This is a genomic window from Limnothrix sp. CMB-01, from assembly GCF_055193175.1.
This window is the reverse complement of record NZ_CM143720.1, coordinates 683,218-707,747: the sequence shown is the minus strand read 5'-3', so window position 1 is coordinate 707,747 and position 24,530 is coordinate 683,218. Positions and strand designations below refer to the sequence as shown.

Genomic DNA, 24,530 nt, shown 5'->3' with positions numbered 1-24,530 from the left:
GCAAAGGAAAAGGGAACTAGGCAGCGCAACGGGCCAGGAACTGACGATATGCTGTGGGGCCCGTGACTGAGATTCGGAAAATCTCGGCGCTTTCAAAGCTAGCAAATCATCGCTCAGAGACCAATTTGCGAGACTGGACGCTGTTGGTTGCCGCTGCCCAATCCATGCCTTGCGATTGAATTTGGGAGCCAATCCAGAAGATCGCTATGATTCCGGTGGGCAGTCGATTCCTACCTTGGGTGAAGTTCTGCAACGAATTCCTCGGCGGGCCCGATCGCCTTTTGCCTGATCGCCCAGGCTTGTTTGTGGCTTGTTTGCGGCTTGTTTGTGGGCTTGCGTGGCCTGACGAGCTTGTTGTTGGTTGGCTGGTCATTAGCTGTTAGTTGGTTTTTGAACTAATTCGCCCTAGCTCTCACCTTGTCTGATCTACCCGACTGGATTCGTTTGCAAAAGGCCCTGGCCGTGGAAGCGGAACGGGGCTTTGGGGATTTGGCTGGGCGGGAATATCGATTCAGTGAATTTTTGTGTTTGCAGTTTGGCCGGCCCCCCCAGGGATTGTCTGCGAGCGATCGACGGCGGTGGCGAGAAACGGCGGCCCAGTTTGCGGAATATCCCAATTTGGACTTGGCCCAACGCAAGCGGATTGTGGTGAACACGCGGCAGTTTTTGCATCAGGTGCAGCGTGCCTGCGAGGGGGCGATCGCCGAGGCCGCGGCTCCAGAGGCGGCCCCCCGATCGCCCAAGCGCCCAAAAACGAAGGATTTGAACCAACTGCAACCGGCAACCATTGCCCGATTGCTGACTTTGGATCTGCCCCTGTCGCAGGTACGGGCGATCGGGACGCGATCGGGGGGGCGGTTGGCCAAGTTGGGGCTGTTGACGGTGCAGGATTTGCTGTGCCATTACCCTCGCGACTATATCGATTACGCCCGTCAGGTGAATATCCGCGACTTGGAAGGGGGCGAAACGGTGACGATTGTGGGGACGGTGAAGCGCTGTAATTGCTTTACCAGTCCCAAAAACTCAAAACTCACGATTTTTGAACTGATTCTGCGCGATCGCACGGGCCAAGTGCGAATTAGCAAGTTTTTTGCAGGAACCCGCTTTAGTTCGATCGCCTGGCAAAAGAGCCAACAGAGTCTTTACTCCTCGGGCACACTGGTGGCCGCGTCCGGCCTGGTGAAGCAAGATAAATATGGCATTACGCTCGATAATCCCGCTTTGGAAGTGATCGACAGCGCCGACGGGACGATCGCCTCCTTAACGGTGGGGCGGGTCGTGCCGGTCTATGCCCTCACGGAAGGGGTGACGGCGGATTTGGTGCGGCGATCGGTCTTGGCCGTGTTGCCCGCCGCCAGCCAAGTGCCGGAAGCCTTGCCCCGTACCTTTCGTGAACGCTACAACCTGATCAAAATTGCCGACGCGATCGCCCAAGTGCATTTTCCCGCCGACGATGATCAGTTGGCGGCGGCCCGACGGCGGTTGATTTTCGATGAATTTTTCTACCTCCAGTTGGGATTGCTCCAGCGGCGATCGCAACAAAAACGCCAGGAAACCAGCGTGGTTTTGGCCACCACCGGCCCTCTGATTGACCAATTTCATCAGGTGTTGCCCTTTGAACTGACCGGGGCCCAAAAGCGCGTGGTGGGCGAAATTCTGGAAGATTTACAACGGCCCACCCCCATGAACCGTCTGGTGCAAGGGGACGTGGGATCCGGAAAAACCGTCGTGGCCGTGATCACCATCCTGGCGGCCATCCAAGCGGGCTACCAAGCGGCCCTGATGGCTCCCACGGAAGTGCTGGCGGAGCAACATTACCGAAAAATTGTCGGTTGGTTTAACCTGTTGCACTTGCCCGTGGAGTTGCTGACGGGTTCCACGGGAGCCAAAAAACGGCGCGCCATCCATGCCCAATTGCAAACGGGAGAGTTGCCCCTGTTGGTGGGAACCCATGCCCTGATTCAAGACAAGGTGGAATTTTCCCGTTTGGGCCTGGCGGTGATTGATGAGCAGCACCGATTTGGGGTGCAACAGCGGGCCAAGCTGCAACAAAAGGGATTTCAGCCCCATGTGTTGACCATGACTGCCACGCCGATTCCGCGCACCTTGGCGCTGACGATCCATGGGGATTTGGATGTGAGCCAAATTGACGAGTTGCCGCCCGGTCGGCAGGCGATTCAAACCACGGTGCTGCGATCGGGCGATCGCCCGGCGGCCCATGACCTGATGCGCCGAGAAATTGCCCAAGGTCGCCAGGTTTATGTGGTGTTGCCGCTGGTGGAGGAGTCGGAAAAGCTCGATTTGAAATCCGCGATCGAGGAATATCAATACCTTTCTGAGGTCGTGTTTCCGGAGTTTCAGATGGGGTTGCTCCATGGGCGCATGAGTTCGGCCGATAAAGACCGGGCGATCGAGCAATTTCGGCAAAACGAAACCCAGATTTTGGTGTCCACCACGGTGATTGAAGTGGGGGTGGATGTGCCCAACGCCACGGTGATGGTGATTGAACATGCAGAGCGCTTTGGCTTGTCTCAGTTACACCAGTTGCGCGGTCGGGTGGGGCGGGGGGCGGCCCAGTCTTTTTGTTTGTTGATGAACACCAGCAAAAGCCCGGAAGCCAGCCAGCGGCTGGAGGTGTTGGCCCAATCTCAGGATGGCTTTTTCATTTCAGAGATGGACATGCGGTTTCGTGGCCCCGGTGAAGTGTTGGGCATGCGCCAATCGGGGTTGCCGGATTTTGCCCTGGCCAGCTTGGTGGACGATCGCGATGTGTTGAACTTGGCTCGATCGGCCGCTGAGGATTTGATCAACACCGACCCAGATTTGGCAAACCATCCTCGAATTGCTGCCGAACTGGGCTATCGGTATCGCAAGCTGTTGGGGGGTATGATTTTGACCTAGGCAACTTGGCGGCGGCGATCCAAATGCGCTCTACCGCTCAAAGCCCAATCTTTCACGATACCGAATCATGCCAGGTGCTGTGGATCGCAGTGGGACAGTGCGGCGTGTTTGTCGGCATCTCTGTACACATCCATATATATGTATTGTTGAACACAACTGTTGGGCCGGCTCAGGAAGCAATCACCGGTTGTCGTTCGTGGCCGTGGACTGGGGGCCTGATCCAAGCGGGGTTGGATGGGCAGCACAGGGGTGGTCGGGCCGCTGTTTGCCTGGGGAAGTTCCTTTGGGGCCTGCTGAGGGGCGATCGCGATCGATTCACGATTGATTATGTTTTTCAATCGTGATTAATGATTGGCAATCATGATAATTAACGAGTTTTAAATTATTTTTGATAATCAATTGAGATTCCCGGTCAGTGATTAAAAAAATCTATAGTTGTCAGCCTCCCGGGGCAGGCGAATCAGGGTGAAAAATCTTGGTTCGTTTGACGATCGCAATTGAGCGGTTTGGGGTGCATTTCCCTGAAATACCGTCGTCTCAGTTCCTCAGTCGCTAAGAAATTGTATGCAACCGCAAATTGTGTTGGTTAATCCGCAAATTCCGCCTAATACGGGCAATATTGCCCGTACCTGCGCTGCCACCGGTACGGAACTGCACCTGGTAGGCCCTTTGGGCTTTGAAATTACCGATCGCTACCTCAAACGGGCTGGACTGGACTACTGGCCGTTTGTCAAGCTTCGCTATCACGCCGATTGGTCGGTCTTTGCCGAATTTCACCGCCCGATCGGGGGACGACTGATTGGATTTTCCAGCGGTGGCAGCACGTCTTATCACCACATCGCCTACGCCCCTACGGATTGGCTGCTGTTTGGCAGCGAAACGGAGGGGTTGCCGACTTCGGTGCTGGAAACTTGTGACCTGATTGCTCGTATTCCCATGGACTGCGCGGGTGTTCGTAGCCTGAATCTATCGTCAAGCACCGCGATCGGGCTGTTTGAGGCTCGGCGGCAGTTGGGATTGTTGGGGTAAGTCCTGTTGCGAGTACAGGCCCTGGGTAATGAGGAGGTTGAGGGGTAATGAGCAGCGAGGACGGTCACGGGATGGCGATCGTCTGGAATTGGCTCATCTTGCCCAGTGCTGACGGGGTTCATGGATAGCCAACTGTCTGAATTTGACCATCCAGGCAGATGGGAGCCGATCGCGATCGTCCGTCAGGGGCTAAATAAAGTCGATTAAGGCGGCTTCTGACTCCCGATCGCCGGTCGATCGCGGCTGAACCATGGCTGGGCCGTGATTGCTCAGGCTTAGTCAGCCTTTCACCTTTTCGGGGCGATCGCCGTGGCGGGACTTTCGTGCCTTAGTCGGGGCGATCGGGAGTCTGATTAATAAGAAAATCCTATCGATGAATCGTCCGAATTTTGCAGCGAATTTTACATTTTTTTTAATTCATCAGGCTCTAAAACGACATATTCCCTCCTCGGAAATCTTGACTAGGCAATCCAAGACACAGCGTAGGATTACGGTGATCCTGACCTGTCGGCTAAGTCTTGAAAGGCAGGTAATCCGATACTCGTTGTCAATGGTTTGAGCGCCTGAAAGTCTTTTGAGACAAGGACTTTGGAAAAATGATGATCAAATAAAGGGCGCAATCCTGAACGGCAAAACATCACCGAAAGGCCCAATATTCATCAAGAAAACAAATACCGAAACTGTCACAAATCAGTTGCCAATCTGGTTAAACTTGCCTAAACCACAAAAGCAGGGTAGTCTTGCCTAAGCCTTAACTCGTATTAAGACCCCGGTCTAACCGAGCTTATCGCTGGCCGCCGCGTCGCACCTGAGCGGTGATCTAGCCATCCAAGGCGCTTGGGACGGCAAGGCTGATTCAATCGCAGTCCAATGGGCAATCAACGATTGAGCACCCCACCCACGACCAGAGTCGAGGCGAGTTCTGTGGTTTACCAGCCCAAGGCTTGCTGACTGCTGAGTTGCCAGCGCCCCAATGACCAACAATCCACATCGTGCGATGACCGAACAGTACCAACAAGCTCCCACGGAGACTAGTCGGAAGACCCGCGCCTCGATCGCGACGCTAGGGTTGGCAATCTCAATGGGTGCAACAGGGTTGCTGTTGCCCCGCCAAGGCGACCACGCGATTGCGGCAGAACCCAACCAGGCTCCGTCCCTCAGTAGCCAAACCGTGGCGGCGGCCACCAGCAAGACCCATACGGTTCAAGCCAACGACACGATCGCGACCATCGCCCGCCAATACGATGTTGCGCCGGAAGCCCTAGCGGCGGCGAACCACCTGTCGATTGATGCTGTCCTGAGCGCTGGTCAACAACTCACCATTCCAGCCCGCAGCATTCCCCAACGCACCGTTGTTAGCGCGATCGAGCCAATCACCGCCGAAGTGGAAACGGCGACCTTGAGCGCGCCCACCGTCGAAACGAGTCAGACAACGGCTGAAGCGAATTCCGAGCAATTTTCCGCCTCCCTGGCCCACGGCGAAAGCGAAGCCGACAGCCAGCCCACAGCAATCACTCTCGATCGCAGCCGAATCCCAGCCCTCCCGGAAAACCAGGTTGAAGTGGCTGCGGTTGCCCCTGAAGCGGCGGTTGTGATTGATGCTTCGTCCACTGCGGCCGAGTCGCCTAGCGCCAACAGTCCTGCTGTGACGCAAGTTCCCGTCGCGGAAGCCCCCTCTTCGCCCAACACGATCGACCTGCTGGCGGATGCTGCTGCTATCCGGAGCATCGATCGCTTGCAGGCTCAGAGCGATCGACTGAGCCAAGCACTGCAATCGCTGGCGGCGAACACCGGAAACCTCCTGGGTTCGACCACCGAGGCGATCGAGCTGCTGGCCCTGGAGCCGCAACCAACCACTGAATCAGCTGAATCAGTAGAGCGTCCCACGACCGATCGCACCGAAGAAACCGTTGCACTGCAACCGGCGACTACGGCCGAGCGTGCTTCTGCAGATGCGGTGACCCCCACTGTCAATGACCTGGTGGTTAGCATCCCCACCGCCGCTGACTATCGACTCACGGCCGTTGCGGTTCCCACGCAGCGCCTCGATCGCCCGGCTGTGCCCGTGAGTGCCGCAGCCGCCCGCACGGTTGCAACGGAAGAAGCCGGCGGTGGTGCGGTCAATCTTCTGAGCCATGCTGCCACTGCTCAATCGCTGGCCGGCGCTGCCGATGTGCCCACCGCCAGCAGCCGCCTCCAACAGGGGACGGCCAACAGCGACCTAGCCAGCCCGCGCTACAGCCCCTACATTGACGGTCTGCGAGCTGAAATTCAGGCCCTGCAAGCTCGCTACCAAAACCAAACTGGTGAATCGAGCCGCAGCGGTGCAATCAGTCTGTTGGCTCCGGCCGCCGCCACCGCCGTGGCCGCCAGCCAAGCCAGCACCGTGGCCAATCAGGCGGCAACCGTGGCTGTGCAGCCGCCCTCTGCGCCCCTGAGCGATCGCCCGTTGGCCCTGAGCCAACCGATGCCGGAAGCGGATCCGCGCCGCAGCCAACTAATTGCAGCCGCCTCTGAACCGCTGAACGCCCGTAATCCCCGCGTGCAAACACTGCTGAATGCCAGTGTTTCACCGCAACTACCGCCTCTGTCGGATCCTTCGGCTTACCTACCGGGCGCACAGCCCCAGGCCATGCGCGGCTACATCTGGCCGAGCCAAGGCATTCTAACCTCTGGCTATGGCTGGCGCTGGGGCCGGATGCACCGAGGCATTGATATTGCAGCCCCTGTGGGTACACCGGTTGTGGCAGCGGCTGACGGTGTGGTGTCAGTTTCCGGTTGGGACAGTGGTGGCTACGGCAACAAGGTGGACATTCGCCACCCGGACGGCAGCTTCACTCGCTACGCCCACAACAGCCGTCTTTTGGTAAGGGCTGGTCAAACCGTCCGCCAAGGTCAATTGATTGCAGAAATGGGTAGCACCGGCCGCAGCACTGGCCCCCACCTGCATTTTGAAATTCGCCCATCGGGCAAAGGCGCAGTGAACCCGATGGCCTTCTTGCCGAGCGGTGGACTACGGGCGGCTCGTTAGATTAACTGACGCTCCAATCCCTGCTTAGGTTCCCCTAAACTAAACCCGTGCTGGACGCGATCGCTGCATCCGGTATGGGTTTTTTAGTTGGCATTTTTATGGGCATTTTTAGTTGGCATTAACTTTGGGTGTTCGGGGTGAGTCTTGCTGGAGGTGCTTTTGGGGAACCGGTTGAAGTTTTCGAGTTTAAACTGAAAAGCATTGTCCCTAACGGGCCATGCATCAGGCTGACCTTGCTAGTGGCTTTGCTTGCTAGTGCCTTTGCTTGTTCGTGGCTTTGTTAGATCGAACCGTTTGCGGGAGAGAACCATGCGACTACTTCACACCATGCTGCGGGTGGGCGACTTGCAGCGATCGCTCGATTTCTATTGCAATGTGTTGGGGATGAAACTCTTGCGCCAAAAGGATTATCCCGATGGCAAGTTCACGCTGGCCTTTGTCGGCTATGGGGACGAGTCGGAAACGGCCGTCATTGAGCTAACCCACAACTGGGGCGTGGAGTCCTACGAACTCGGAACGGCCTACGGTCACATTGCTCTGGGGGTAGATGATATCTATGCCACCTGCGAGGAAATCACGACGCGGGGCGGGCGAGTGACCCGCGCTCCCGGCCCCATGAAACATGGCTCGACGGTGATTGCCTTTGTGGAGGATCCAGACGGTTACAAGGTGGAACTCATTCAGCTCAAAAATCAAGATGCTGCCCCATCTCCATCCCTAGCGACGGCGGCTTCTTAAGTGTGGGTGGTGCAGACGGAGTGCGGAGCCCGTTGAAAGTACCCGGGCCCCGCGCGGCAGGCGGTTAAGAATCCATCAACCCGGCGGCCAGGCGAGCGATCGCCCACCCAGCACATGGAAATGCAGATGAAAAACCGTTTGTCCGCCATCTTCGCCGGTGTTGGCCACCACGCGATAGCCCTGATCTAGGCCTTCCTGTTGGGCAACTTTTTGGATCACAAGCATCAAATGCCCCAACAGGGCTTGGTCTTCCGCCGTGGCCGCCGCCAGGTTCTCGATCGGCTTTTTAGGAATCACCAACAGGTGGACGGGGGCTTGCGGATTCACATCCCGAAAAGCCAAGGCCAAGTCGTCTTCATACACGATCGCGGCGGGAATTTCGCGGCGGATGATTTTGCCAAAGATGGTGTCGCCACCGACAGTCATGGGAATAGGCTCCTTCGGAACGCAGAAATAATGCAGAAATTGGGAACATGAAGGCGTGGGGGTGCGAGCAGCCCTGGTGCGGGAAACCGCTCGCCGGCCGGGCGATCGAGTAGACTCTAGCACTCTGTTGTGGGTTCGATGACGGTTCGATCGCCCCCCCCAATTGGGCTGCGTCTCAGAATGGATCGGAAAGCCGATCGCGCTGGCGGCCGCCCTGAGCCGAGATGACCAACCAAGATCATGGATCATGATCAAGGGAGGCAATTAATCAACCGTTGCGGTTAATCCTCAGATTTCTTTAAGATTTGCGGCGAAAACGTTACATCTGGTAATATTCAGATGAGCGAGAATCCTTAGCCCATCAAGACCTTGACCCATTGTTGGTCAATGCAACCAACCGGAATTGATCTCAATCAGTTGTGATCCATTCCCTAAACCGTCGGTTGCTGGTGACTTGTCAATCCATTGGGTTGAAGGGCGATTGCGTTCAGACCGCACCGTATTTGACAGACGTGCATTCACGTTTCTTAATTTTTCTTTGGCGACTGAATGACACCATTCAACCGTCGAAGCCCCTTCTCCGTTGATTGCTGAAGTGTTCATCAATCGGCTGCGATCGGCTGATTTTGCTCGAATTGTTCTGACACAATTCATGAATCAAAATAACCAGCCCAATCGGCAGCCAACGTTGATGAATAACTGCAAGCTTTTTAAATGAAATCAACAAAAATGTTGGCAGAAAATTCCTTGCAGACGATCACAGAATCAGGGCGATCGCGCGGCAAAATCCTGATTGTCGATGATGAATCGGCGTTGCGGATGATCCTGACTACGCGCCTTTCGCTGGCGGGGTATGAAGTCGTGTCGGCGGCGGATGGAGAGGAGGCCCTCGAGGTATTTGACCGCGAGGATCCCGATCTGGTGGTGTTGGATGTGATGATGCCGAAAATTGACGGCTATGGCGTTTGCCAAACCCTGCGCCAAAACTCCGATGTGCCGATCATTATGTTGACGGCCTTGGGCGATGTGGGCGATCGAATCACTGGCTTACAAATGGGAGCCGATGATTATTTAGCTAAGCCTTTTTCCCCTAAAGAATTAGAGGCGCGAATTGCCTGTGTGCTGCGCCGGGTGAAGGACAAAACCACGCCGCCCCCGATCGGGAATGGCACGATTCAAATTGGTTCCCTGCGAGTCGATACTCGAAAGCGCCAGGTTTATCGCAGCGATCGGCGGATTCGTCTGACCCATACGGAATTTAGCCTGTTGGAATTGCTGTTTAGCCGCAACGGGGAAGCCGTGCCCCGGGGCGAAATTCTGCAAACTCTCTGGGGTTATGCCCCTCGGATCCAAGCGGACATGCGGGTGGTGGATGTGCATGTGGCGCGGCTGCGGTCAAAACTGGAAGACGATCCGCGTAACCCGGAAATTATCTTGACGGTACGCGGCACGGGCTATGCGGCTCCTCGGATGACCGACAGTTCTGAGGCGATCGGGGCTTAGGGATTCGCCCAAAGGGATCTGCCTAAAAGAATCTGCCCAAAAGAATCTGCTCAACCCATGGCTCATCGATGGTTAATCAACCGAGGGCGCGGGGTCAGGGCATTTCATGATCGTGCTATTTGCATGATCGTGCTTTGATCGCCTTTTTCGATCGCCTTCTTTAATCTCCTTTCTTGATCGCCTTGCTCCTTCTGGGCTGCTAGCTCGATCGCAATCCAGTGCGCCCGTTTGCGAGGTCGGTTGCTACGATCGAAGGGCGGGGCAAGCTCGATCGCTCCGGCTGGATCAGAAGGCAACATCATGACATTTGACTACGACCTCTTCGTTATTGGTGCAGGCTCCGGCGGGTTGGCCGCTTCCAAGCGAGCCGCCAGCTATGGCGCAAAAGTGGCGATCGCAGAAAGCGACCTCGTGGGCGGCACTTGCGTGATTCGCGGTTGCGTGCCCAAAAAACTCATGGTCTATGCATCCCAGTTTGCCCACTGGTACGAGGATGCCACGGGCTACGGTTGGTCAGCAGTGGAGCCAGAGCACGACTGGTCTAAGCTGATCAACGCGGTGCAGGCGGAAGTGATGCGCCTTAACAAACTACACATCAGTTTTCTGGAAAAAGCGGGCGTAGAGCTGATTTCGGGTCTGGGGCGCTTTGTGGATGAGCACCGGATTGAAATCATTAGCCCCAGCGGCACTCGCGAAGTGACCGCCCGCTACATCCTGATTGCTGTGGGTGGCGAAGCCGTGCGCCCAGATGTGCCCGGCATTGAACATACGATCACCTCTCGGGAGATGTTCCTGCTGAAGGAGCTGCCCCAACGGTTTGTGGTCTTAGGCGGGGGCTATATCGGTGTGGAATTTGCTGGAATCCTCAAGGGTTTAGGCTCTGAGGTGACGCAGGTGTTGCGGGGCGATCGAATTCTGCGCGGCTTTGATAGTGACATTCGGGATCAAATCCAGCAAGCCATGGTCGATCGGGGCATTGCTGTCCATACCCACGCCGATATCGCCACCCTTCAAATTGAAAAAACCGATGCCGGTCTGCGAATGCAGTTCAAAACCGCCGATGGTGTGGCCCATGAGTTGATGGCCGATGCCATTCTGAGCGCCACAGGCCGCAAACCCAAACCCCAAATTGAGCCGCTGAATCTGGAACTTGCCGGGGTGGAAGTGGTGAATGGGGCGATCGCCGTGACTGCCGACCATTGCACCAACCAGCCCCACATCTACGCCGTGGGCGACTGCACCGATCGGGTCAATCTCACCCCCGTGGCGATCGCGGAAGGGCGTGCCTTTGCCGACACGGTATTTGGTCACCAGCCTCGCACCATCAGCCATCGCAACATTCCCTCCGCTGTGTTTTCGCAACCGGAAGCCGCCACCGTGGGCATGACCGAAGAAGAAGCCCGGGCCGTCTATGGCGATCGGGTGAAAATCTACCGTGCCCGCTTCCGCCCAATGATCTACAGCCTGACCGATTGCACCGAAAAGGTGTTGGTCAAACTGGTGGTAGAAGGTGAAGACGAGCGTATTTTAGGCGTGCATATGGTGGGCAAAGATGCGGCGGAAATTATCCAAGGCATGGCTATTCCTGTGGTGATGGGGGCAACGAAGGCCGACTTCGATCGCACCATGGCCATTCATCCTTCCACCGCTGAAGAGTTCGTGACTTTGCGATAGATTGCCCAGAGCGATCGACCCATTCTTGATTAATGGATCATTGATTAATGGATCATTAACTCATGCGCAACTCATGATTGATGTGCGATGTGTCGATGATCAATTCATCCATGGGTTGATTGTGCTTGATTCATTCATGAACAATCAGCAGCTTATGGCCAATTAATTTGCAGTTAATTTGCAATTGGTTTGCAATTCATTCATGATCAAGATCACGATCAACGCAATCATGATCAACCCACGATCAATTCATCATCGATCGGTTAGCAACTCATTGGCGACTGATCAATGATTCGGTAATTGATTTGGGGTTGGTTTTCCCGATCGGTTCCCGATCATCACCTTCCAAACACCCTAACTCTGGATCGCTATGACCCTCGCTCAAGATCGCGCCCAAGAAACCAACGCTCGGGATTTGTTTCGGGCCGCCTACGAAAATCGCTATACCTGGGATGCTAACTTTCCGGGTTACACCGCCGATGTGGAACTATGCCAAGGGGAAGAAAGCTATCGGGGATCCGTGGCGATCGCGGCTGATTTCAGCGTCAGCGTCACCGGCATTGATCATCCCGAAGTGTTGAAAACGTTGGAACATCAACTGCGCGATATTGTCACCCATCGTCAGCGCAGCAGCTTTGACAAAGCCCACGGCCAAAACGAATTTACCTTGGGAGCCACTGACGAAACGGGCGCGGTGGAGGTGTTGGTTTCTGGGAAATCCATGGGATCCAGCTACAAAGTGCGCGATCGGGAAATTTGCCATGTGGAGCGTCCCGTGGGCCCCATGAAATTCATCATTGACACCCAAGCAACGATGGATACCGGTGAAGGCTATTTGCCCACCTTGACCGATGCCAACTTCTATAAGCTGCCGGAAAACCAACTGGTGAAGCAGGTGCGCTATGAAGACACCCACGAACGGGTGGGCAATTACGTTTTGATGAGTTCTCAAGCCATTCGAGTCAAGGAAGGAGACCAAGAAATCGTCACAACCATGACGTTCTCCAACTTGAAATTGCAAGGATAAACCGGATCAAACTTTCTCTTGGCTATCCCTTGTCGATGTCGGTTGCTAGTGATTGTCTAGTTGATGATCAGTTGATTGCTAGTTAGTGACCAGTAAATGACTAGCGATTTTCCGATTGCTTGCTAATCACTGGCTAATTACGAGTTGTTCATTTGCTAATGATCGAATAACCATTGACCAATCATTAGTTCATGGCGCGGGTGGAATTTTTCCGCCCGCGTTTTGTTGTGCATAACATTGTGAACAACATCAAGCGTGAATCACATCAAGGATGAATCACAAGGGCCCTCAGCCATTGCTCCGGGAATTGACCTCGCGCCTAGAATGGGAGAAAGATTGGTTCGATCGCCCCCTATGCCTTACCCGCTGCACGTTGCCTTTGTTTGGCATCAACATCAGCCCCTCTACAAAAGCCGTGGCAACCTGGCCGAAACAGCCTTGGCAGACGTGCCCCAACAGTCGGAAGAAGCGCAATATCGACTGCCTTGGGTGCGGTTGCATGGCACCAAGGACTATCTCGATTTGATTTTGATGTTGGAACGGTTCCCCCGGTTGCGTCAAACCGTGAACTTGGTTCCTTCTTTGATTTTGCAAATTGAGGATTATGTGGCGGGCCGGGCGATCGACCCCTACTTGGCCTTGGCGCTCACCCCTGCTGAACAACTGCAACCGACACAAAAGCGCTTTGTGCTGGAGCATTTTTTTGATGGCAACCACCGCACTTTGGTGGATCCCCATCCTCGCTATTGCCAATTGTTTGAACAACGCAATGATTTGGGAATTCCTTGGTGTTTAGACCATTGGAAACCCGAGGATTTTGGGGATCTGTTGGCTTGGCATAACCTGGCTTGGATTGATCCGCTGTTTTGGGATGATCCAGAAATTGCCCGTTGGTTAGAACGGGGCAAGGATTTTTCGCTCACCGATCGCCAGGAAATTTGGGCCAAGCAGCGGGAAATTTTGGCGCGAATTATTCCCAAACACCGATCGATGCAGGAGTCGGGCCAGTTGGAAGTGACCACCACGCCCTACACCCATCCCATTTTGCCCCTGCTGGCCGACACGGACGCGGGCCGGGTGGCCATTCCCCAAATGCAACTGCCCGCGAGCCGGTTCCAGTGGGCGGAAGATATTCCCCGGCATCTGGAACGGGCCAAAACCATGTACCAAGAGCGGTTTGGCTGCTTGCCTCGGGGGCTGTGGCCTTCGGAGCAGTCCGTGAGTCCGGCAATGTTGCCCGATGTGGCGGCGGCCGGTTTCCAATGGTTAATTTCCGATGAGGCGGTGTTGGGCTGGACGATCGAGCATTTCTTCCACCGCGATGGATCTGGCAACGTTCTAGAGCCACAGTATCTTTACCAGCCCTATCGCCTAGCCACGGATCAAGGAGATTTGGCGATCGTCTTCCGTGACCACCGCCTTTCGGATCTGATTGGCTTTAGCTATGCGGGCATGGAACCCCAAAACGCTGCCCAAGACTTGATTGGCCATTTGGAAGCGATTACTCGGCAACTGAAACAACGCCAAGGGGACGATCGCACCAGCCTAGAGCAGCCTTGGTTGGTGACCATTGCCCTGGATGGGGAAAACTGCTGGGAATATTACGATCGCGACGGGCTGCCGTTCTTGGATGCGCTCTATAGCCGCCTCAGCCAGCATCCTGAAATTGAGCTGGTAACCGTGGGCGATTATCTCGATCGATTCCCACTCCGCGAAACCCTGCCGGTCGATCGCCTGCACAGTGGCTCTTGGGTGGATGGCTCCTTTTCCACCTGGATTGGCGACCCGGCCAAAAACCGCGCCTGGGATTTGCTGACGGCGGCCCGCGAAACCCTGGCTCGCCACCCGGAAGCCACCGAAACCACCAATCCGGCCGCTTGGGAAGCGCTTTATGCGGCGGAGGGTTCCGATTGGTTTTGGTGGTTTGGGTTTGGCCACTCGTCGAATCAAGATGCCATTTTCGATCGCCTGTTTCGGGAGCACCTGTGCGCCATTTACCAAGCCCTGAACGAACCCATTCCCCCGGAATTGTTGGAGCCGGTGGAAGTCCATGAAGCCACGGGCGATCGCACTCCCCAAAACTTCATTCACCCAATCATTGACGGTTGTGGCGACGATCAAGACTGGAACCAAGCGGGCCGAATTGCGGTGGGTGGTTCCCGGGGCACGATGCACCAATCCAGCCCGATCCAAACCATTTGGTACGGAGTGGATCACCATCACTTCTATGTCCGGCTAGATTTCCAAACCGGCAAACAGCCCGATGAAATTCACCTGTGCTGGTTCTATCCCGATCGCCCCGCCCACAACAGTCCCGTGCCCCTGGAGCAATTGCCCGATTTGGCCCCGGCCAACTATCATTACCGGCATCACATTGGCCTGAAGTTGCCCACCAAAACCCTCTGGTTCTCGGAAGCGGCGGAATTTAACACCTGGCGGGCCCGACCCAGCCGCGCCCGCTTCGCCGTGGATAGCTGCTTGGAGTTGGCGGTTCCTTGGGATGACTTGCCCGTGGAGCCTGATTGGGGGCTGCGCCTAGCCCTGTTTGTGGCCCATCGGGGTGAATTTAGCGAAGTGTTACCCGGCGAGGACTTAATTCAAATGGGCGTGCCTTAGGAATAGTACCTGGGGCGATCGCCTGGTCAGCGCCCCAAATCCTCAAACAACGGGACTGAAGTTCCACTGAAGCTCCACCTCGGGAAGTGCAAAGCCCAAAAAAACAAAACCCAAAAAACTCGAAACCCAAAAAACAAAACAAAATCGGCTAGACCGGTTGTATTGCCTCAGGTCTAGCCGATTTCGTTTGTTTGACTGCAACTGAATTGCGGGTCAGTTTTGATGATCAGTCTTGGATGATCAGTCTTGGATGATCAATCACTTTGGGTGCGAAAAAACAGGGAACCGGCAGAACCATCCTGCTATTGCAGAGGCTCCACCAACCGATCCCAATCGGCGAGGATGGCGGATTGGCGCATCCCGGCTAGAGGATCGCTAGCGGTGACGGGCACGTTATAGGTGGCATAGGCATTGCGATCGACCGAGAGCAAGTAGCGCAGCGAACTGTTGCCCAGGAAGTAGACCACCACCAGGGCTGCCGCTGCTGAAGCAACGAGGGTTCCGGCCAGCATCAGCGAAAACTCCTTGTTGCTGAGGGCCTGTTGCATCAGGTGCAATGACCAAGCTACTAGGGCGATCGCCAGCAGCAGAACGACAACCATGGACAGAGTGCAGATCAAGATTTATGAGTGTGTTTTTACGTATTGTAAAGGAAATCTTGACAATCTGCCAGCAATTTATCGTTTCCTAAGGTTTTCTACAGAGTTGCGATCGCCCCAGTGTGACGCACTGGCAAGCCCGCTTGCTGCAAATCGGTCTTAATCTCGTCAATGCTGAGTTGACCGTAATGTAACAAGGAAGCGAGCAGGGCGGCTTCGGCCTTGCCTTCGGTCAGGGCTGCGCGGATATGTTGGCAGTTGCCCGCGCCCCCGGAGGCAATTACCGGCACAGCCACGCGATCGGCGATCGTCCGGGTCAGCTCCAGGTCATAGCCCGCCTGGGTTCCGTCTGCGTCCATGCTGGTTACTAGCAATTCCCCTGCGCCGCGCCGCACCACCTCTTCGGCCCAGGCGATCGCATCCAAGCCCGTATTTTCCCGGCCGCCGCGCACATACACATCCCAGGCGCTGGGCACACCATTTTCGCCGGTTCCGGGGCGGCGGCGGGCATCGATCGCCACCACAATGCATTGATTGCCAAACCGGGCACTGGCGCGATCGATCAAGTCCGGATCCCGCACCGCCGAAGAGTTGATGCTAATTTTGTCGGCTCCGGCTCGTAACAGTTTTTTAATCGTTTCTAAGTCACTGATGCCGCCGCCCACGGTCAGGGGAATGAACACCTGCTCGGCGGTTTCATAGACCACATCAAAAATAATCCCGCGATCTTCGTGGGTGGCCGTGATGTCCAAAAACACCAGCTCATCGGCCCCGGCGCGATCGTAGGCCCTGGCCAGCTCCACCGGATCGCCCGCGTCTTGCAGATTCACGAAGTTCACGCCCTTAACGACGCGACCGGCTTTGACATCGAGGCAGGGAACGATCCGTTTAGCGAGCATAGGGCGGAGGAGGGAAGGTGGACAGCCGTGAATAGCCACAGATCAAACTACGCGATCGCGATGAACCTTGGCCCCGGTGGTCTGAGCAGATGCGTCAATATAAATAATACAAATAAATCAGAGGTTGATTTATAAGATTCCCATAATCAAAATAAGAACAGCCCGCAGCAAGCTGGAGAAATCGTCATGAACCTGTCCTCAGCCCCCTCCCGTCGATTGCCCCCCGTCCAGTTGTTGACCGCCAGCGATCGGCCCACGGAAACCGGCGGGTTTCGATCGCGCTTGGTCTGGATGTTGGAACGGGTGCAAGACGCGATCGCCGTGTCCCTTTGCCTGGGGCTATTTGGCGTGATGGTGGTGCAACTGCGCGTCATTTTCATCTCCCTGCTGGAACCCCCAAACTTTCACCTGATTACGGCGGATATCCTATCGGTGCTGATTTTGGTGGAAATGTTCCGGCTGCTGATCATTTACCTGCAAGAACAGCGCGTGTCGATCGGGGTGGCCGTGGAAGTGGCGATCGTTTCCGTGCTCCGGGAGTCGATCGTGCGGGGGGTGTTGGAAGTGCCCTGGCAGCAACTCTTGGCCACGGGCGTATTTCTGTTGGTTTTGACCCTGATTCTGTTGGCCCGGGTTTGGTTGCCGCCCACCTTTGAGGGCATTGACCCCGAAAAGCGGATCATGGAGCGCTATCGCCATGTCGCCAATGGGGATCTGGTGGATTAGGCCAAAAGCCCCTAACTCGCGATCTCGCCACCCCATCGATCGCGGCGATCGGGTCAAAATGCAGTAGTCTTATTAGCTGTGGATTCAGTTTACTAGAGACGGTTCCAGTGGTGATTGAGCTAGGTCAGCGCGTCAAAGTGCGCCGGATTCGCGATCGCATGTCCACCGCGATGGTTGAAAAAATTAAACAAAATCCGGTCGGTACGGTTAAGGAATACAAAATGGTTGACGGCAGCGGCATCGGCGTTGTCGTTGAGTTTACGGGTGGTTTGGCAACTTGGTTTTTTGAAGACGAACTCGAAGCGGTCTAAGCAACGAGTGAATAAATTACGCCAGTGGGAGTTGTTCCGCTGGCGTTTTTATTTGAGACAAATTATTGGCCAGCGCTAGTAGTGGCGTGACAGGCTTCATTCATTTAGATCTCTTGCACAAATGAAACCCCTCTGAATCACGATGGGCTGATCAACGATCATCTCGTAGGTTGGGTTGAGGCACGAAACCCAACAGCAGTAAGGCTTGCCGTGATTGAGTTGGGTTTCGCAAAGCTCAACCCAACCTACTAGCTGGAGAGCGATCGCCCCCGCACCGCCCCACAAGAACTTGCTAGGCTGTGGGTAGCGACCTCACCCCGATCGCCCCATGACCACCGAAACTCGCCTCAACACCCTCGAAGCCCAGCTCCAGCAACTGACGATCAACGTCACTACCCTGGCCAGCGTCACCACGCAACAGTCCTTTGATTGGAATCAGCGGTTTAGCCACCTCGCCGAACTGACGGCCGCGAATACGCAGGCGATCGCCAACAACACACAGGCGATCGGGGAATTACGCTTGGCGATCAACGGTCTGCAACAGGCCATGGAAGGGTTAAATAACCGGATCACCCAATTGGAGCAGATCGTAGACGATCGCACCGATACGTTCCTGGGCTTATTTGACCAAACCTTTGCCCGCATCGATCAACTCCAAGCCGCTAGCTTTGCCCGCATGGATCAGATGCAAGGCGACATCACCGCTCTGAAAACAGATGTCACCGGCCTAAAAACAGAAATTCAACGGGTGATCGAAATTTTGGGCGAGATGCGCCAGTAAATACACGCCGGTCGGCAATCGTTGGCACAATGGGGGGCGACAACGCTAGAGGAGTGCGATCGTGGCTTTCACGCTGACGCTGTTGGGAAAAGGGGGATCGGGGCGATCGACCCTGGCGATCGCGGCGGCGATGGCCCTGGCCAACCAAGGCAAGCGGGTGCTGCTGTTTGGGCAAGATGCCGGGCCCACCCTGGGCATGATGTTAGGAACGGGGGCGATCGGCTCGGATCCCCAGGCGATCGGCTCCAACCTTTGGGCCGTGCAACCGGCCGCCACCACCCTGCTGGAGCGGGGCTGGGATGAAATTAAGCGCCTAGAGTCGGAATATTTGCGCCAACCCTTTTTCCGCAATGTCTATGGTGAAGAACTGGCCGTGTTGCCGGGGATGGATCGGGCGCTGACCCTGAATGCCCTGCGGCAATATGAAGCGTCGGGCAATTACGACGCGATCGTCTATGACGGCAACAGCGATCGAGCCACCCTGCTAACCATCGGCGCACCGGAGGTTTTGTCCTGGTATGTGCGCCGCTTCCAAAAGGTGGTGGCCGAGTCGGACTTTGCCAAGGCGATTTCGCCCTTTGTGCAGCCGATTTCCATGGCGGTGTTGAGCAGTGGCGGTATGTCTAGCACGCCGTGGGAAGGCCCCTTGGGTGAGTTTCAAGACTTGCTCGATCGGGGACGAAACTTGCTGGCCGATCCGCGTCGAGTGGCGGGCTGGTTGGTGGCCAATGGCGATCCGGTTTCGCAGGCCTTGGCTCAATACTTGTGGGGCAGTGCGCAACAGGCGGGCTTAACCGTGGGCGGGTTGTTTTTGAATCGATCGAGTGATCCAGGAGCGATCGGCTCGGCTTTCAATCCTCTGAGTGTGACGGCGATTCCCGAGCAAACCACCACCCCGAGTTGGGATGCGCTGATCCCATTGATGCCGGATTTTGCCACCTTGGCCCAGCAGGCTCCCCGCCCGATCGAAATCGACTTAGCCACCCAACAGGTGAAGCTGTTCCTGCCGGGCTTCACCAAGGAACAAATCCACCTGACTCAATCGGGGCCGGAAGTGACGATCGAAGCGGGCGAACAGCGCCGCAATATCTTCTTGCCGCCAGCCCTGGCCGGGCGATCGGTGAAGGGGGCAAAGTTCAGCGATCGCTACTTGATCATTTCCTTTTAAGCTCAGCCCCCACCCCTCGATCGTGCAAGACAATGGGATCGGCTGACCCTCTGGAGGCAATGTGGCCATGACGCTGCCAACCATCACCCCTGCGTTGACCCTGGCGGACTTTTTGCGGCGAACGGAGATTGACGAATCGCCCGCTTGGGAATTTCACGATCGCCTAGCCCACCAAAAACCTATGCCCGGAGTTCAACATAGTCGGCTGCAAATTCGGTTGGCGGTGGCGATTAATGCGATCGCCTCCGGTTGGGAAGCGTTGCCGGAGTTGCGTTGTACCTTTGGCGATCGGTCGATCGTGCCGAATTTGTCGGTGCTGAAAACCGCTGAGTTGCCGATCGACTCCCAAGGAATGGTGATTGCTGAAGGGATTGAGTTTGCCCCGGCTTGGGCGATCGAGATTTTGTCGCCAGCCCAGGGCGAAACCCGTGTGATTCGGGATCTCACCCATTGTCTAGCCCATGGCAGCCAGTTGGGATGGTTGGTGTTGCCGCGCGATCGGGTGGTGGTGGCGTTTTTGCCCGATCGCGCTCCGGTGGAGTTGGCCGGGGGCGATCGGTTGCCGGTGCTGCCGGATTTGGATCTCAATTTGACGGGCGATCGGCTCTTTGGCTGGCTGGCCGGTGCTGCGTCAACGGAGCGGGTCTAACCCACTAGAGACGGGCATTGAGTGGGTTGCTTATACTAGCGGCATCCCCTTTCCCTTACGAAACGCCCGTAGGGTGCATGGGAGAACGCTTGGCAGGCCATAACAATCCCCATTCATCTCCCATGCACCGCCACCCATGTCGCATTTCTAACGATCCCCGATCGGTTGGGTGACGATCGATTTTCGGTGCATGGGAGAACAAATGCAGCGTTTCGTGACCATTGGGCCTTGCTCCCATGCACCCTACGATTTTTCTGCGATAAAGAAGCCGCCGACAAATCGATTGGCTTTTTTAAAGCCATATCCCAAATTCTTCCCAGCCTATCGAGTGCGATCAACGGCTTGCTGGGTCAAATTACGGCTCTGTTGGGCTGAAATGCCCCCGATCGCTCAGCCAACAAACAGCAGCGAAACGGACAAACCCGATCGATTCCCGTAGGGGCGCATCGCCATGCGCCCTCCGATAAGCGAAATCTACGAGAGACCCTGGCGGAGGGCGTACAGCGGTACGCCCCTACTTGTTTGTTGTTTTTGTAAGAAAACAGCATGGTGATCTCGAAGGGTGATCAGCGCATGAAAAAGATGACCCGCAAACAACGTGATAGGAACATCCAAAAGCTCTTTCCGCCAATTGCCGACATTAAGCCGATGATGCTGCCGGACACGAGCATAATTGTGAGCAAACTGCTGCCGGTTGTTGCACCGCCAACAACGCCCAAGGTAATGGCTAAAAGCGGCCCAAAGAGTGCCCCTGCTAAAAAGCGCACCAAAAACATGACCCATGGAGCGGTTGGTTTCTGCTCTGGTGGGGGAGCCGCAATACCAGCGGGAGAGGCTGTCGCTTTCGGGGGCGATCGCGTCGGTGACAGGTGCTTAGGCTGGGTCTGTGCTGCCATGCTGTCAGCAAGGGATGGCAGTTCACGGTGAGTTGACAAGGGATTAGAGGAGTCATTGGGTGATGACTCTGAAGAAGATGGTGGGGGAGGTTCGGCCATAGGGCGATCGATCTCATCCAATCCAAATTGCGTGAAGAATTACGTCCGATTACAACACCAAATCAGACGCTCCTCCGTTCTAGCGCAACTAGTATTAATAGGAATTGGGCGCAGTTTGTGTGGCAACAATCGGCAGTCTTGCTCTTTAATTCCACGCTGACGGCGGGTTGAGTGGGAGAGCAGACGCGATACCATGGCTCCCAACGACAAGCAAGATCCAACCCATCGATCGAACCATGACCACCGAACCCAACACCGAGGCGATCGAAACGCCCACCCCCGCCGAAGACAGCGGCTCCAAGACCCGGCAAATGCTGGGGATGAAGGGAGCCGCCAGCGGGGAAACCAATATTTGGAAAATTCGCCTGCAATTGATGAAGCCGATCACCTGGATTCCCCTGATTTGGGGCGTGGTCTGCGGGGCGGCTTCCTCGGGGCATTATGAATGGACGCTGGAGAATTTCCTGAAATCGGCGCTTTGTATGTTGATGTCGGGGCCGTTGCTGACGGGCTACACCCAAACGATCAACGACTACTACGATCGGGAAATTGACGCGATCAACGAACCCTATCGCCCGATTCCCTCCGGCGCAATTTCGATTCCGCAGGTGGTGACGCAAATTTTGGTGTTGCTGTTCGGGGGCATCGGCGTGGCCTACATCCTCGATCGCTGGTCGGGTCACGAATTCCCAATCATCACGGCCTTAGCGATCGGCGGTTCGATCGTCTCCTATATCTATTCCGCACCGCCCCTAAAGCTGAAGCAAAACGGCTGGCTCGGTAACTACGCCCTCGGCGCAAGCTATATCGCCTTGCCTTGGTGGGCGGGCCAAGCGCTGTTTGGCACGCTCACGCCGACGGTGGCGGTGGTGACGCTGATCTATAGTTTGGCGGGCTTGGGCATCGCGATCGTTAATGACTTCAAGAGCGTGGAGGGCGATCGCACCTTGGGTCTGAAATCCCTGCCTGTGATGTTCGGCATTGGCACGGCTGCTTGGATTTGTGTGGCCATGATCGACACGTTCCAAATCGGCATTGCGGGCTATTTGGTCAGCCTGCATGAGAATTTGTACGCCTCGATTTTGGGTCTGTTGATCATTCCGCAAATCGTGTTCCAGGATATGTATTTCCTGCGCGATCCGCTGAAGAATGATGTGAAATATCAAGCCAGTGCTCAGCCCTTTTTGGTATTAGGAATGTTGGTGGCTGGCCTAGCCATGGGTCACGCTGGAATTTAGATCAGATCACCAATCCAATCCAGCACCAGGCAAGGGGCTTAAGCCCCTTGCCCCAAGAGTTTTGGGATGATTGGTAGGGGCGCACCGCCGTGCGCCCTTTGCATTTTGGGACGGTAAAAACGGTTTTTTCGAGCAGGAGAAGCGATCGATGGCTGATGCAATGCTGTATCAAGAAAATGAATATTTTGTCGTGCTGGAAACCAATCAGCCCGAGGTGATTTTGTCCGTGGAGGAGTTGCGCGAAAAACTGACTGGCGTGGTGGAATCCTTGGGCGATCGCCTGCCGCGTGACTTGCAACGGTTGACCACCACGGAAGCGCAGGTGCGATCGCTCATTGAAGAAGCCTGCGAGCTGGACTTGGGCCCCGATCGATTCTTGCAGTGGTATGCCGTCCGCCTGGCAAAGTAAATTGGAGACTCAGGGATGGCCCGGGAGCATTGTGCTCATCACTGAGAACCATGGCCCGCAGGTGGATAAGCACTCATGATTCAGGCAGCAATCTTGGCAGGTGGTCAAAGTCGCCGAATGGGGCGCGACAAGGTGTTGCTGCCTTGGAACGGACAGCCCATGCTCCATCGGGTTTGTGAGGTGGCCATTTCGGTGACGGAACGCCGACCAATTATTTTTTCGCCCTGGCCGGAACGCTACCAAACCCATCCCGCCACGGCTGCCTTGCCGGTGGATTGGTGGCGGGAGTCGGCGGCCGATCGGGGGCCGCTGTTGGCTTTTTCAGAGTTGCTCGATCGCGCGGCCCGAGACCTAACCGACATTAACTGGGTGTGGCTGCTGGCTTGCGATTTGCCCTGTTTGGATGGGCCCGTTTGTCGTTCCTGGCTCGATCGCCGCCACGCCCTCAGTTCCAAGCAAGTGGCGCTGGTTCCACGCACCGATCGCGGTTGGGAACCCCTGTGTGGGCTATATCGACCCGCGATCGCGCCCCAACTGCGGACTTTTATTGATCAAGGCGGGCGATCGTTTCAGGCCTGGTTAGACCAACTGGCGACGGAACAGCGAGCCATTTATCTACCGCTGACGACGCTGGAGGCGGCTACCTTGCGCAACTGCAACAGCCCTCAGGATCTGCAAGATTTTTTGCGTCACCGGGCCCCGGTCTCAGAAGACTAGGCTCAGATTGCTCTGGGTTAATCAACAGTTAGCGGAATTGGTGAATGGCGCTGGCCACAATCCCCAAAATCTTAAACACCATCCCTTCGGTGATTTGCAAAGGGGCATAGATCGGATTTTCGGAATGCAGAAAAATGCGACCATCCAGCACTTGCAGCCGCTTGACCGTTACCTTGTCATCCACCAACGCCAGTACGATTTGTCCCGTCTGGGCGTTATCCGCCTCAGAGGCATCAATCACCAGCATGTCATCGGGATAGATGCCAATGCCGATCATGGAATCTCCCGTGACCCGCACCAAAAAAGACTCGCTGGGATGCCGACTGAGATAGGTGTTCAGGTCGATCGCGTCGGGTTCCGTGTCCTCTTGGGGTGCAAAGGCGTGTAACCCAGCGGCCGCCGGCATTTCATAGAGGCGCAGGGGTGGCGTGGGGTGGTCTTCAATGCGTTGGAGCCGGCCATCGGCGATGGCCTCCGTTTCCAATTGATCGAGCTGCCATTGAGCCAGGAGTTCCGGCAGGCGATCGACAAAACTGATCGGCAGTCGAACCGCTTTGGTGGGTTCGCCATATTTACCTGTGCCTTTGGGACGACCCGCGCCCGGACGGCGACCGCCTCGACCGGTCATAGTGACTCCTTGGATTGAATATGCTGAATTTTGAAGATGATCGGTAAGCTAAGAAAGCAGCGGTGGGGCATGGGTTTGTTGGCGGTTTTGCTGCCCCCATCGGGTTCAGCGCCAGGGCCAAAACTTGCCCGAACATTTACCAGATAGCCAGTTGGTTTGGCGTTTGCTGGTTTGGCGTTTGCTGACTTGACGCTGCTGATTTTAGGTTGCTGAAATCTTGGCTTGGGTTTTCTGGCTTGAATTTCCTGGCTTGGATTTCTTGACCTGGATTTCTTTGCTGGGGTTGCTGAATTGCTATCAACGCATTGATTGCAGTACACGAATTTAGACTAGCACGATCGCCCGAAAGAGTTACTCCACAGAATTGAGAAGAATTATGAGAATTTGGGAAAGCATTATGCATCACCAAAAGAGTCAAAATATCCAAACAGACAAAGGAAGCGTTCGATCGCCCCAATTGCTCGA

Annotated in this window: 21 protein-coding genes and 1 pseudogene; 16 read left to right on the top strand and 6 right to left on the bottom strand. The window is 55.7% G+C overall.

Annotated features, from left to right (window positions below; genetic code table 11):
- The first annotated feature begins 417 nt into the window (after window positions 1–417).
- The 4 genes from recG (at window position 418) to gloA (ending at window position 7,699) form a co-directional block, all read left to right on the top strand.
- On the top strand, window positions 418–2,901 hold the full coding sequence (gene recG, locus ACZA91_RS02935) for an ATP-dependent DNA helicase RecG (RefSeq protein WP_463184590.1): 2,484 nt from the start codon (window positions 418–420) through the stop codon (window positions 2,899–2,901).
- A 564-nt stretch (window positions 2,902–3,465) separates the two neighbouring features.
- Window positions 3,466–3,930: a tRNA (cytidine(34)-2'-O)-methyltransferase gene (locus ACZA91_RS02930; protein WP_099533406.1), complete on the top strand. Its 465-nt coding sequence runs from the start codon at window positions 3,466–3,468 to the stop codon at window positions 3,928–3,930.
- 997 nt (window positions 3,931–4,927) lie between these two features.
- The gene (locus ACZA91_RS02925; protein WP_463184588.1) at window positions 4,928–6,961 is read left to right on the top strand and encodes a LysM peptidoglycan-binding domain-containing M23 family metallopeptidase; all 2,034 of its coding nucleotides are present in this window, start codon (window positions 4,928–4,930) and stop codon (window positions 6,959–6,961) included.
- A 309-nt stretch (window positions 6,962–7,270) separates the two neighbouring features.
- Complete coding sequence (gene gloA, locus ACZA91_RS02920) at window positions 7,271–7,699, top strand: lactoylglutathione lyase (protein ID WP_099533404.1); 429 nt, start codon at window positions 7,271–7,273, stop codon at window positions 7,697–7,699.
- Window positions 7,700–7,774: 75 nt separating this feature from the next.
- On the opposite strand, the gene ACZA91_RS02915 is transcribed toward gloA, so the two are convergent.
- Window positions 7,775–8,125, bottom strand: coding sequence for a histidine triad nucleotide-binding protein (locus ACZA91_RS02915; protein ID WP_190525925.1), 351 nt, complete (start codon window positions 8,123–8,125; stop codon window positions 7,775–7,777).
- 729 nt (window positions 8,126–8,854) lie between these two features.
- Here ACZA91_RS02915 and rpaB point away from each other — a divergent pair.
- From rpaB to ACZA91_RS02895, 4 genes are all read left to right on the top strand, one after another.
- Complete coding sequence (gene rpaB, locus ACZA91_RS02910; RefSeq protein WP_099533402.1) at window positions 8,855–9,628, top strand: response regulator transcription factor RpaB; 774 nt, start codon at window positions 8,855–8,857, stop codon at window positions 9,626–9,628.
- A 300-nt stretch (window positions 9,629–9,928) separates the two neighbouring features.
- The gene (gene gor, locus ACZA91_RS02905; protein WP_463184585.1) at window positions 9,929–11,302 is read left to right on the top strand and encodes a glutathione-disulfide reductase; all 1,374 of its coding nucleotides are present in this window, start codon (window positions 9,929–9,931) and stop codon (window positions 11,300–11,302) included.
- A gap of 370 nt (window positions 11,303–11,672) precedes the next feature.
- Window positions 11,673–12,329 (top strand): DUF3386 domain-containing protein, encoded by a 657-nt coding sequence (locus ACZA91_RS02900; protein WP_099533399.1) that lies wholly within the window; start codon window positions 11,673–11,675, stop codon window positions 12,327–12,329.
- Window positions 12,330–12,683: 354 nt separating this feature from the next.
- A complete protein-coding gene (locus ACZA91_RS02895) occupies window positions 12,684–14,945 on the top strand; it encodes a glycoside hydrolase (protein ID WP_463184583.1) in 2,262 nt (753 codons plus the stop codon).
- 419 nt (window positions 14,946–15,364) lie between these two features.
- Here the strand turns inward: ACZA91_RS02895 and ACZA91_RS02890 are convergent.
- Window positions 15,365–15,547: pseudogene (locus tag ACZA91_RS02890) on the bottom strand (hypothetical protein); the annotation flags it as partial.
- A 95-nt stretch (window positions 15,548–15,642) separates the two neighbouring features.
- Complete coding sequence (gene hisF, locus ACZA91_RS02885; protein WP_463184581.1) at window positions 15,643–16,443, bottom strand: imidazole glycerol phosphate synthase subunit HisF; 801 nt, start codon at window positions 16,441–16,443, stop codon at window positions 15,643–15,645.
- Between the two features lie 186 nt (window positions 16,444–16,629).
- Here hisF and ACZA91_RS02880 point away from each other — a divergent pair, with 186 nt between their 5' ends.
- The 5 genes from ACZA91_RS02880 to ACZA91_RS02860 all read left to right on the top strand — a co-directional run bounded on the left by ACZA91_RS02880 (window position 16,630) and on the right by ACZA91_RS02860 (window position 20,078).
- Window positions 16,630–17,169 carry a phosphate-starvation-inducible PsiE family protein gene (locus tag ACZA91_RS02880; RefSeq protein ID WP_099533395.1) on the top strand — a complete coding sequence of 180 codons (540 nt, stop codon included), beginning with the start codon at window positions 16,630–16,632 and terminating at the stop codon, window positions 17,167–17,169.
- A 107-nt stretch (window positions 17,170–17,276) separates the two neighbouring features.
- Complete coding sequence (petP, locus tag ACZA91_RS02875; protein ID WP_099533394.1) at window positions 17,277–17,480, top strand: cytochrome b6f subunit PetP; 204 nt, start codon at window positions 17,277–17,279, stop codon at window positions 17,478–17,480.
- 328 nt (window positions 17,481–17,808) lie between these two features.
- Window positions 17,809–18,261 (top strand): hypothetical protein, encoded by a 453-nt coding sequence (locus tag ACZA91_RS02870; protein ID WP_463184578.1) that lies wholly within the window; start codon window positions 17,809–17,811, stop codon window positions 18,259–18,261.
- Between the two features lie 61 nt (window positions 18,262–18,322).
- Window positions 18,323–19,429, top strand: coding sequence for a Get3/ArsA fold putative tail anchor-mediating ATPase NosAFP (locus ACZA91_RS02865; protein WP_463184576.1), 1,107 nt, complete (start codon window positions 18,323–18,325; stop codon window positions 19,427–19,429).
- Between the two features lie 67 nt (window positions 19,430–19,496).
- Window positions 19,497–20,078 (top strand): Uma2 family endonuclease, encoded by a 582-nt coding sequence (locus ACZA91_RS02860; RefSeq protein ID WP_463184575.1) that lies wholly within the window; start codon window positions 19,497–19,499, stop codon window positions 20,076–20,078.
- 566 nt (window positions 20,079–20,644) lie between these two features.
- Here the strand turns inward: ACZA91_RS02860 and ACZA91_RS02855 are convergent.
- Window positions 20,645–20,854, bottom strand: coding sequence for a hypothetical protein (locus ACZA91_RS02855; protein WP_190531441.1), 210 nt, complete (start codon window positions 20,852–20,854; stop codon window positions 20,645–20,647).
- Window positions 20,855–21,309: 455 nt separating this feature from the next.
- Between ACZA91_RS02855 and chlG the strand changes: the two genes are divergently transcribed.
- The 3 genes from chlG (at window position 21,310) to ACZA91_RS02840 (ending at window position 23,437) form a co-directional block, all read left to right on the top strand.
- Window positions 21,310–22,311: a chlorophyll synthase ChlG gene (gene chlG, locus ACZA91_RS02850; RefSeq protein WP_190353940.1), complete on the top strand. Its 1,002-nt coding sequence runs from the start codon at window positions 21,310–21,312 to the stop codon at window positions 22,309–22,311.
- A 148-nt stretch (window positions 22,312–22,459) separates the two neighbouring features.
- Window positions 22,460–22,720, top strand: coding sequence for a CRR7 family NDH-1 assembly protein (locus tag ACZA91_RS02845; RefSeq protein ID WP_463184573.1), 261 nt, complete (start codon window positions 22,460–22,462; stop codon window positions 22,718–22,720).
- A gap of 75 nt (window positions 22,721–22,795) precedes the next feature.
- Window positions 22,796–23,437 carry a molybdenum cofactor guanylyltransferase gene (locus tag ACZA91_RS02840; protein ID WP_099533385.1) on the top strand — a complete coding sequence of 214 codons (642 nt, stop codon included), beginning with the start codon at window positions 22,796–22,798 and terminating at the stop codon, window positions 23,435–23,437.
- A gap of 28 nt (window positions 23,438–23,465) precedes the next feature.
- Here ACZA91_RS02840 and ACZA91_RS02835 read toward each other — a convergent pair whose 3' ends face one another.
- Complete coding sequence (locus ACZA91_RS02835) at window positions 23,466–24,065, bottom strand: LexA family protein (RefSeq protein WP_099533384.1); 600 nt, start codon at window positions 24,063–24,065, stop codon at window positions 23,466–23,468.
- Between the two features lie 136 nt (window positions 24,066–24,201).
- Entirely contained in the window at window positions 24,202–24,492 is a 291-nt protein-coding gene (locus tag ACZA91_RS02830; protein ID WP_463184570.1) for a hypothetical protein, read from the bottom strand.
- Window positions 24,493–24,530: the final 38 nt, after the last annotated feature.

Excerpts from the sequence above, each read along its gene's own strand:
- ACZA91_RS02930 (WP_099533406.1), top strand. The coding sequence starts at position 3,466 with ATGCAACCGCAAATTGTGTTGGTTAATCCGCAAATTCCGCCTAATACG.
- ACZA91_RS02925 (WP_463184588.1), top strand. The coding sequence starts at position 4,928 with ATGACCGAACAGTACCAACAAGCTCCCACGGAGACTAGTCGGAAGACC.
- gloA (WP_099533404.1), top strand. The coding sequence starts at position 7,271 with ATGCGACTACTTCACACCATGCTGCGGGTGGGCGACTTGCAGCGATCG.
- ACZA91_RS02915 (WP_190525925.1), bottom strand. The coding sequence starts at position 8,125 with ATGACTGTCGGTGGCGACACCATCTTTGGCAAAATCATCCGCCGCGAA.
- rpaB (WP_099533402.1), top strand. The coding sequence starts at position 8,855 with ATGTTGGCAGAAAATTCCTTGCAGACGATCACAGAATCAGGGCGATCG.
- gor (WP_463184585.1), top strand. The coding sequence starts at position 9,929 with ATGACATTTGACTACGACCTCTTCGTTATTGGTGCAGGCTCCGGCGGG.
- ACZA91_RS02900 (WP_099533399.1), top strand. The coding sequence starts at position 11,673 with ATGACCCTCGCTCAAGATCGCGCCCAAGAAACCAACGCTCGGGATTTG.
- ACZA91_RS02895 (WP_463184583.1), top strand. The coding sequence starts at position 12,684 with ATGCCTTACCCGCTGCACGTTGCCTTTGTTTGGCATCAACATCAGCCC.
- hisF (WP_463184581.1), bottom strand. The coding sequence starts at position 16,443 with ATGCTCGCTAAACGGATCGTTCCCTGCCTCGATGTCAAAGCCGGTCGC.
- ACZA91_RS02880 (WP_099533395.1), top strand. The coding sequence starts at position 16,630 with ATGAACCTGTCCTCAGCCCCCTCCCGTCGATTGCCCCCCGTCCAGTTG.
- ACZA91_RS02870 (WP_463184578.1), top strand. The coding sequence starts at position 17,809 with ATGACCACCGAAACTCGCCTCAACACCCTCGAAGCCCAGCTCCAGCAA.
- ACZA91_RS02860 (WP_463184575.1), top strand. The coding sequence starts at position 19,497 with ATGACGCTGCCAACCATCACCCCTGCGTTGACCCTGGCGGACTTTTTG.
- ACZA91_RS02855 (WP_190531441.1), bottom strand. The coding sequence starts at position 20,854 with ATGTTTTTGGTGCGCTTTTTAGCAGGGGCACTCTTTGGGCCGCTTTTA.
- chlG (WP_190353940.1), top strand. The coding sequence starts at position 21,310 with ATGACCACCGAACCCAACACCGAGGCGATCGAAACGCCCACCCCCGCC.
- ACZA91_RS02845 (WP_463184573.1), top strand. The coding sequence starts at position 22,460 with ATGGCTGATGCAATGCTGTATCAAGAAAATGAATATTTTGTCGTGCTG.
- ACZA91_RS02840 (WP_099533385.1), top strand. The coding sequence starts at position 22,796 with ATGATTCAGGCAGCAATCTTGGCAGGTGGTCAAAGTCGCCGAATGGGG.
- ACZA91_RS02835 (WP_099533384.1), bottom strand. The coding sequence starts at position 24,065 with ATGACCGGTCGAGGCGGTCGCCGTCCGGGCGCGGGTCGTCCCAAAGGC.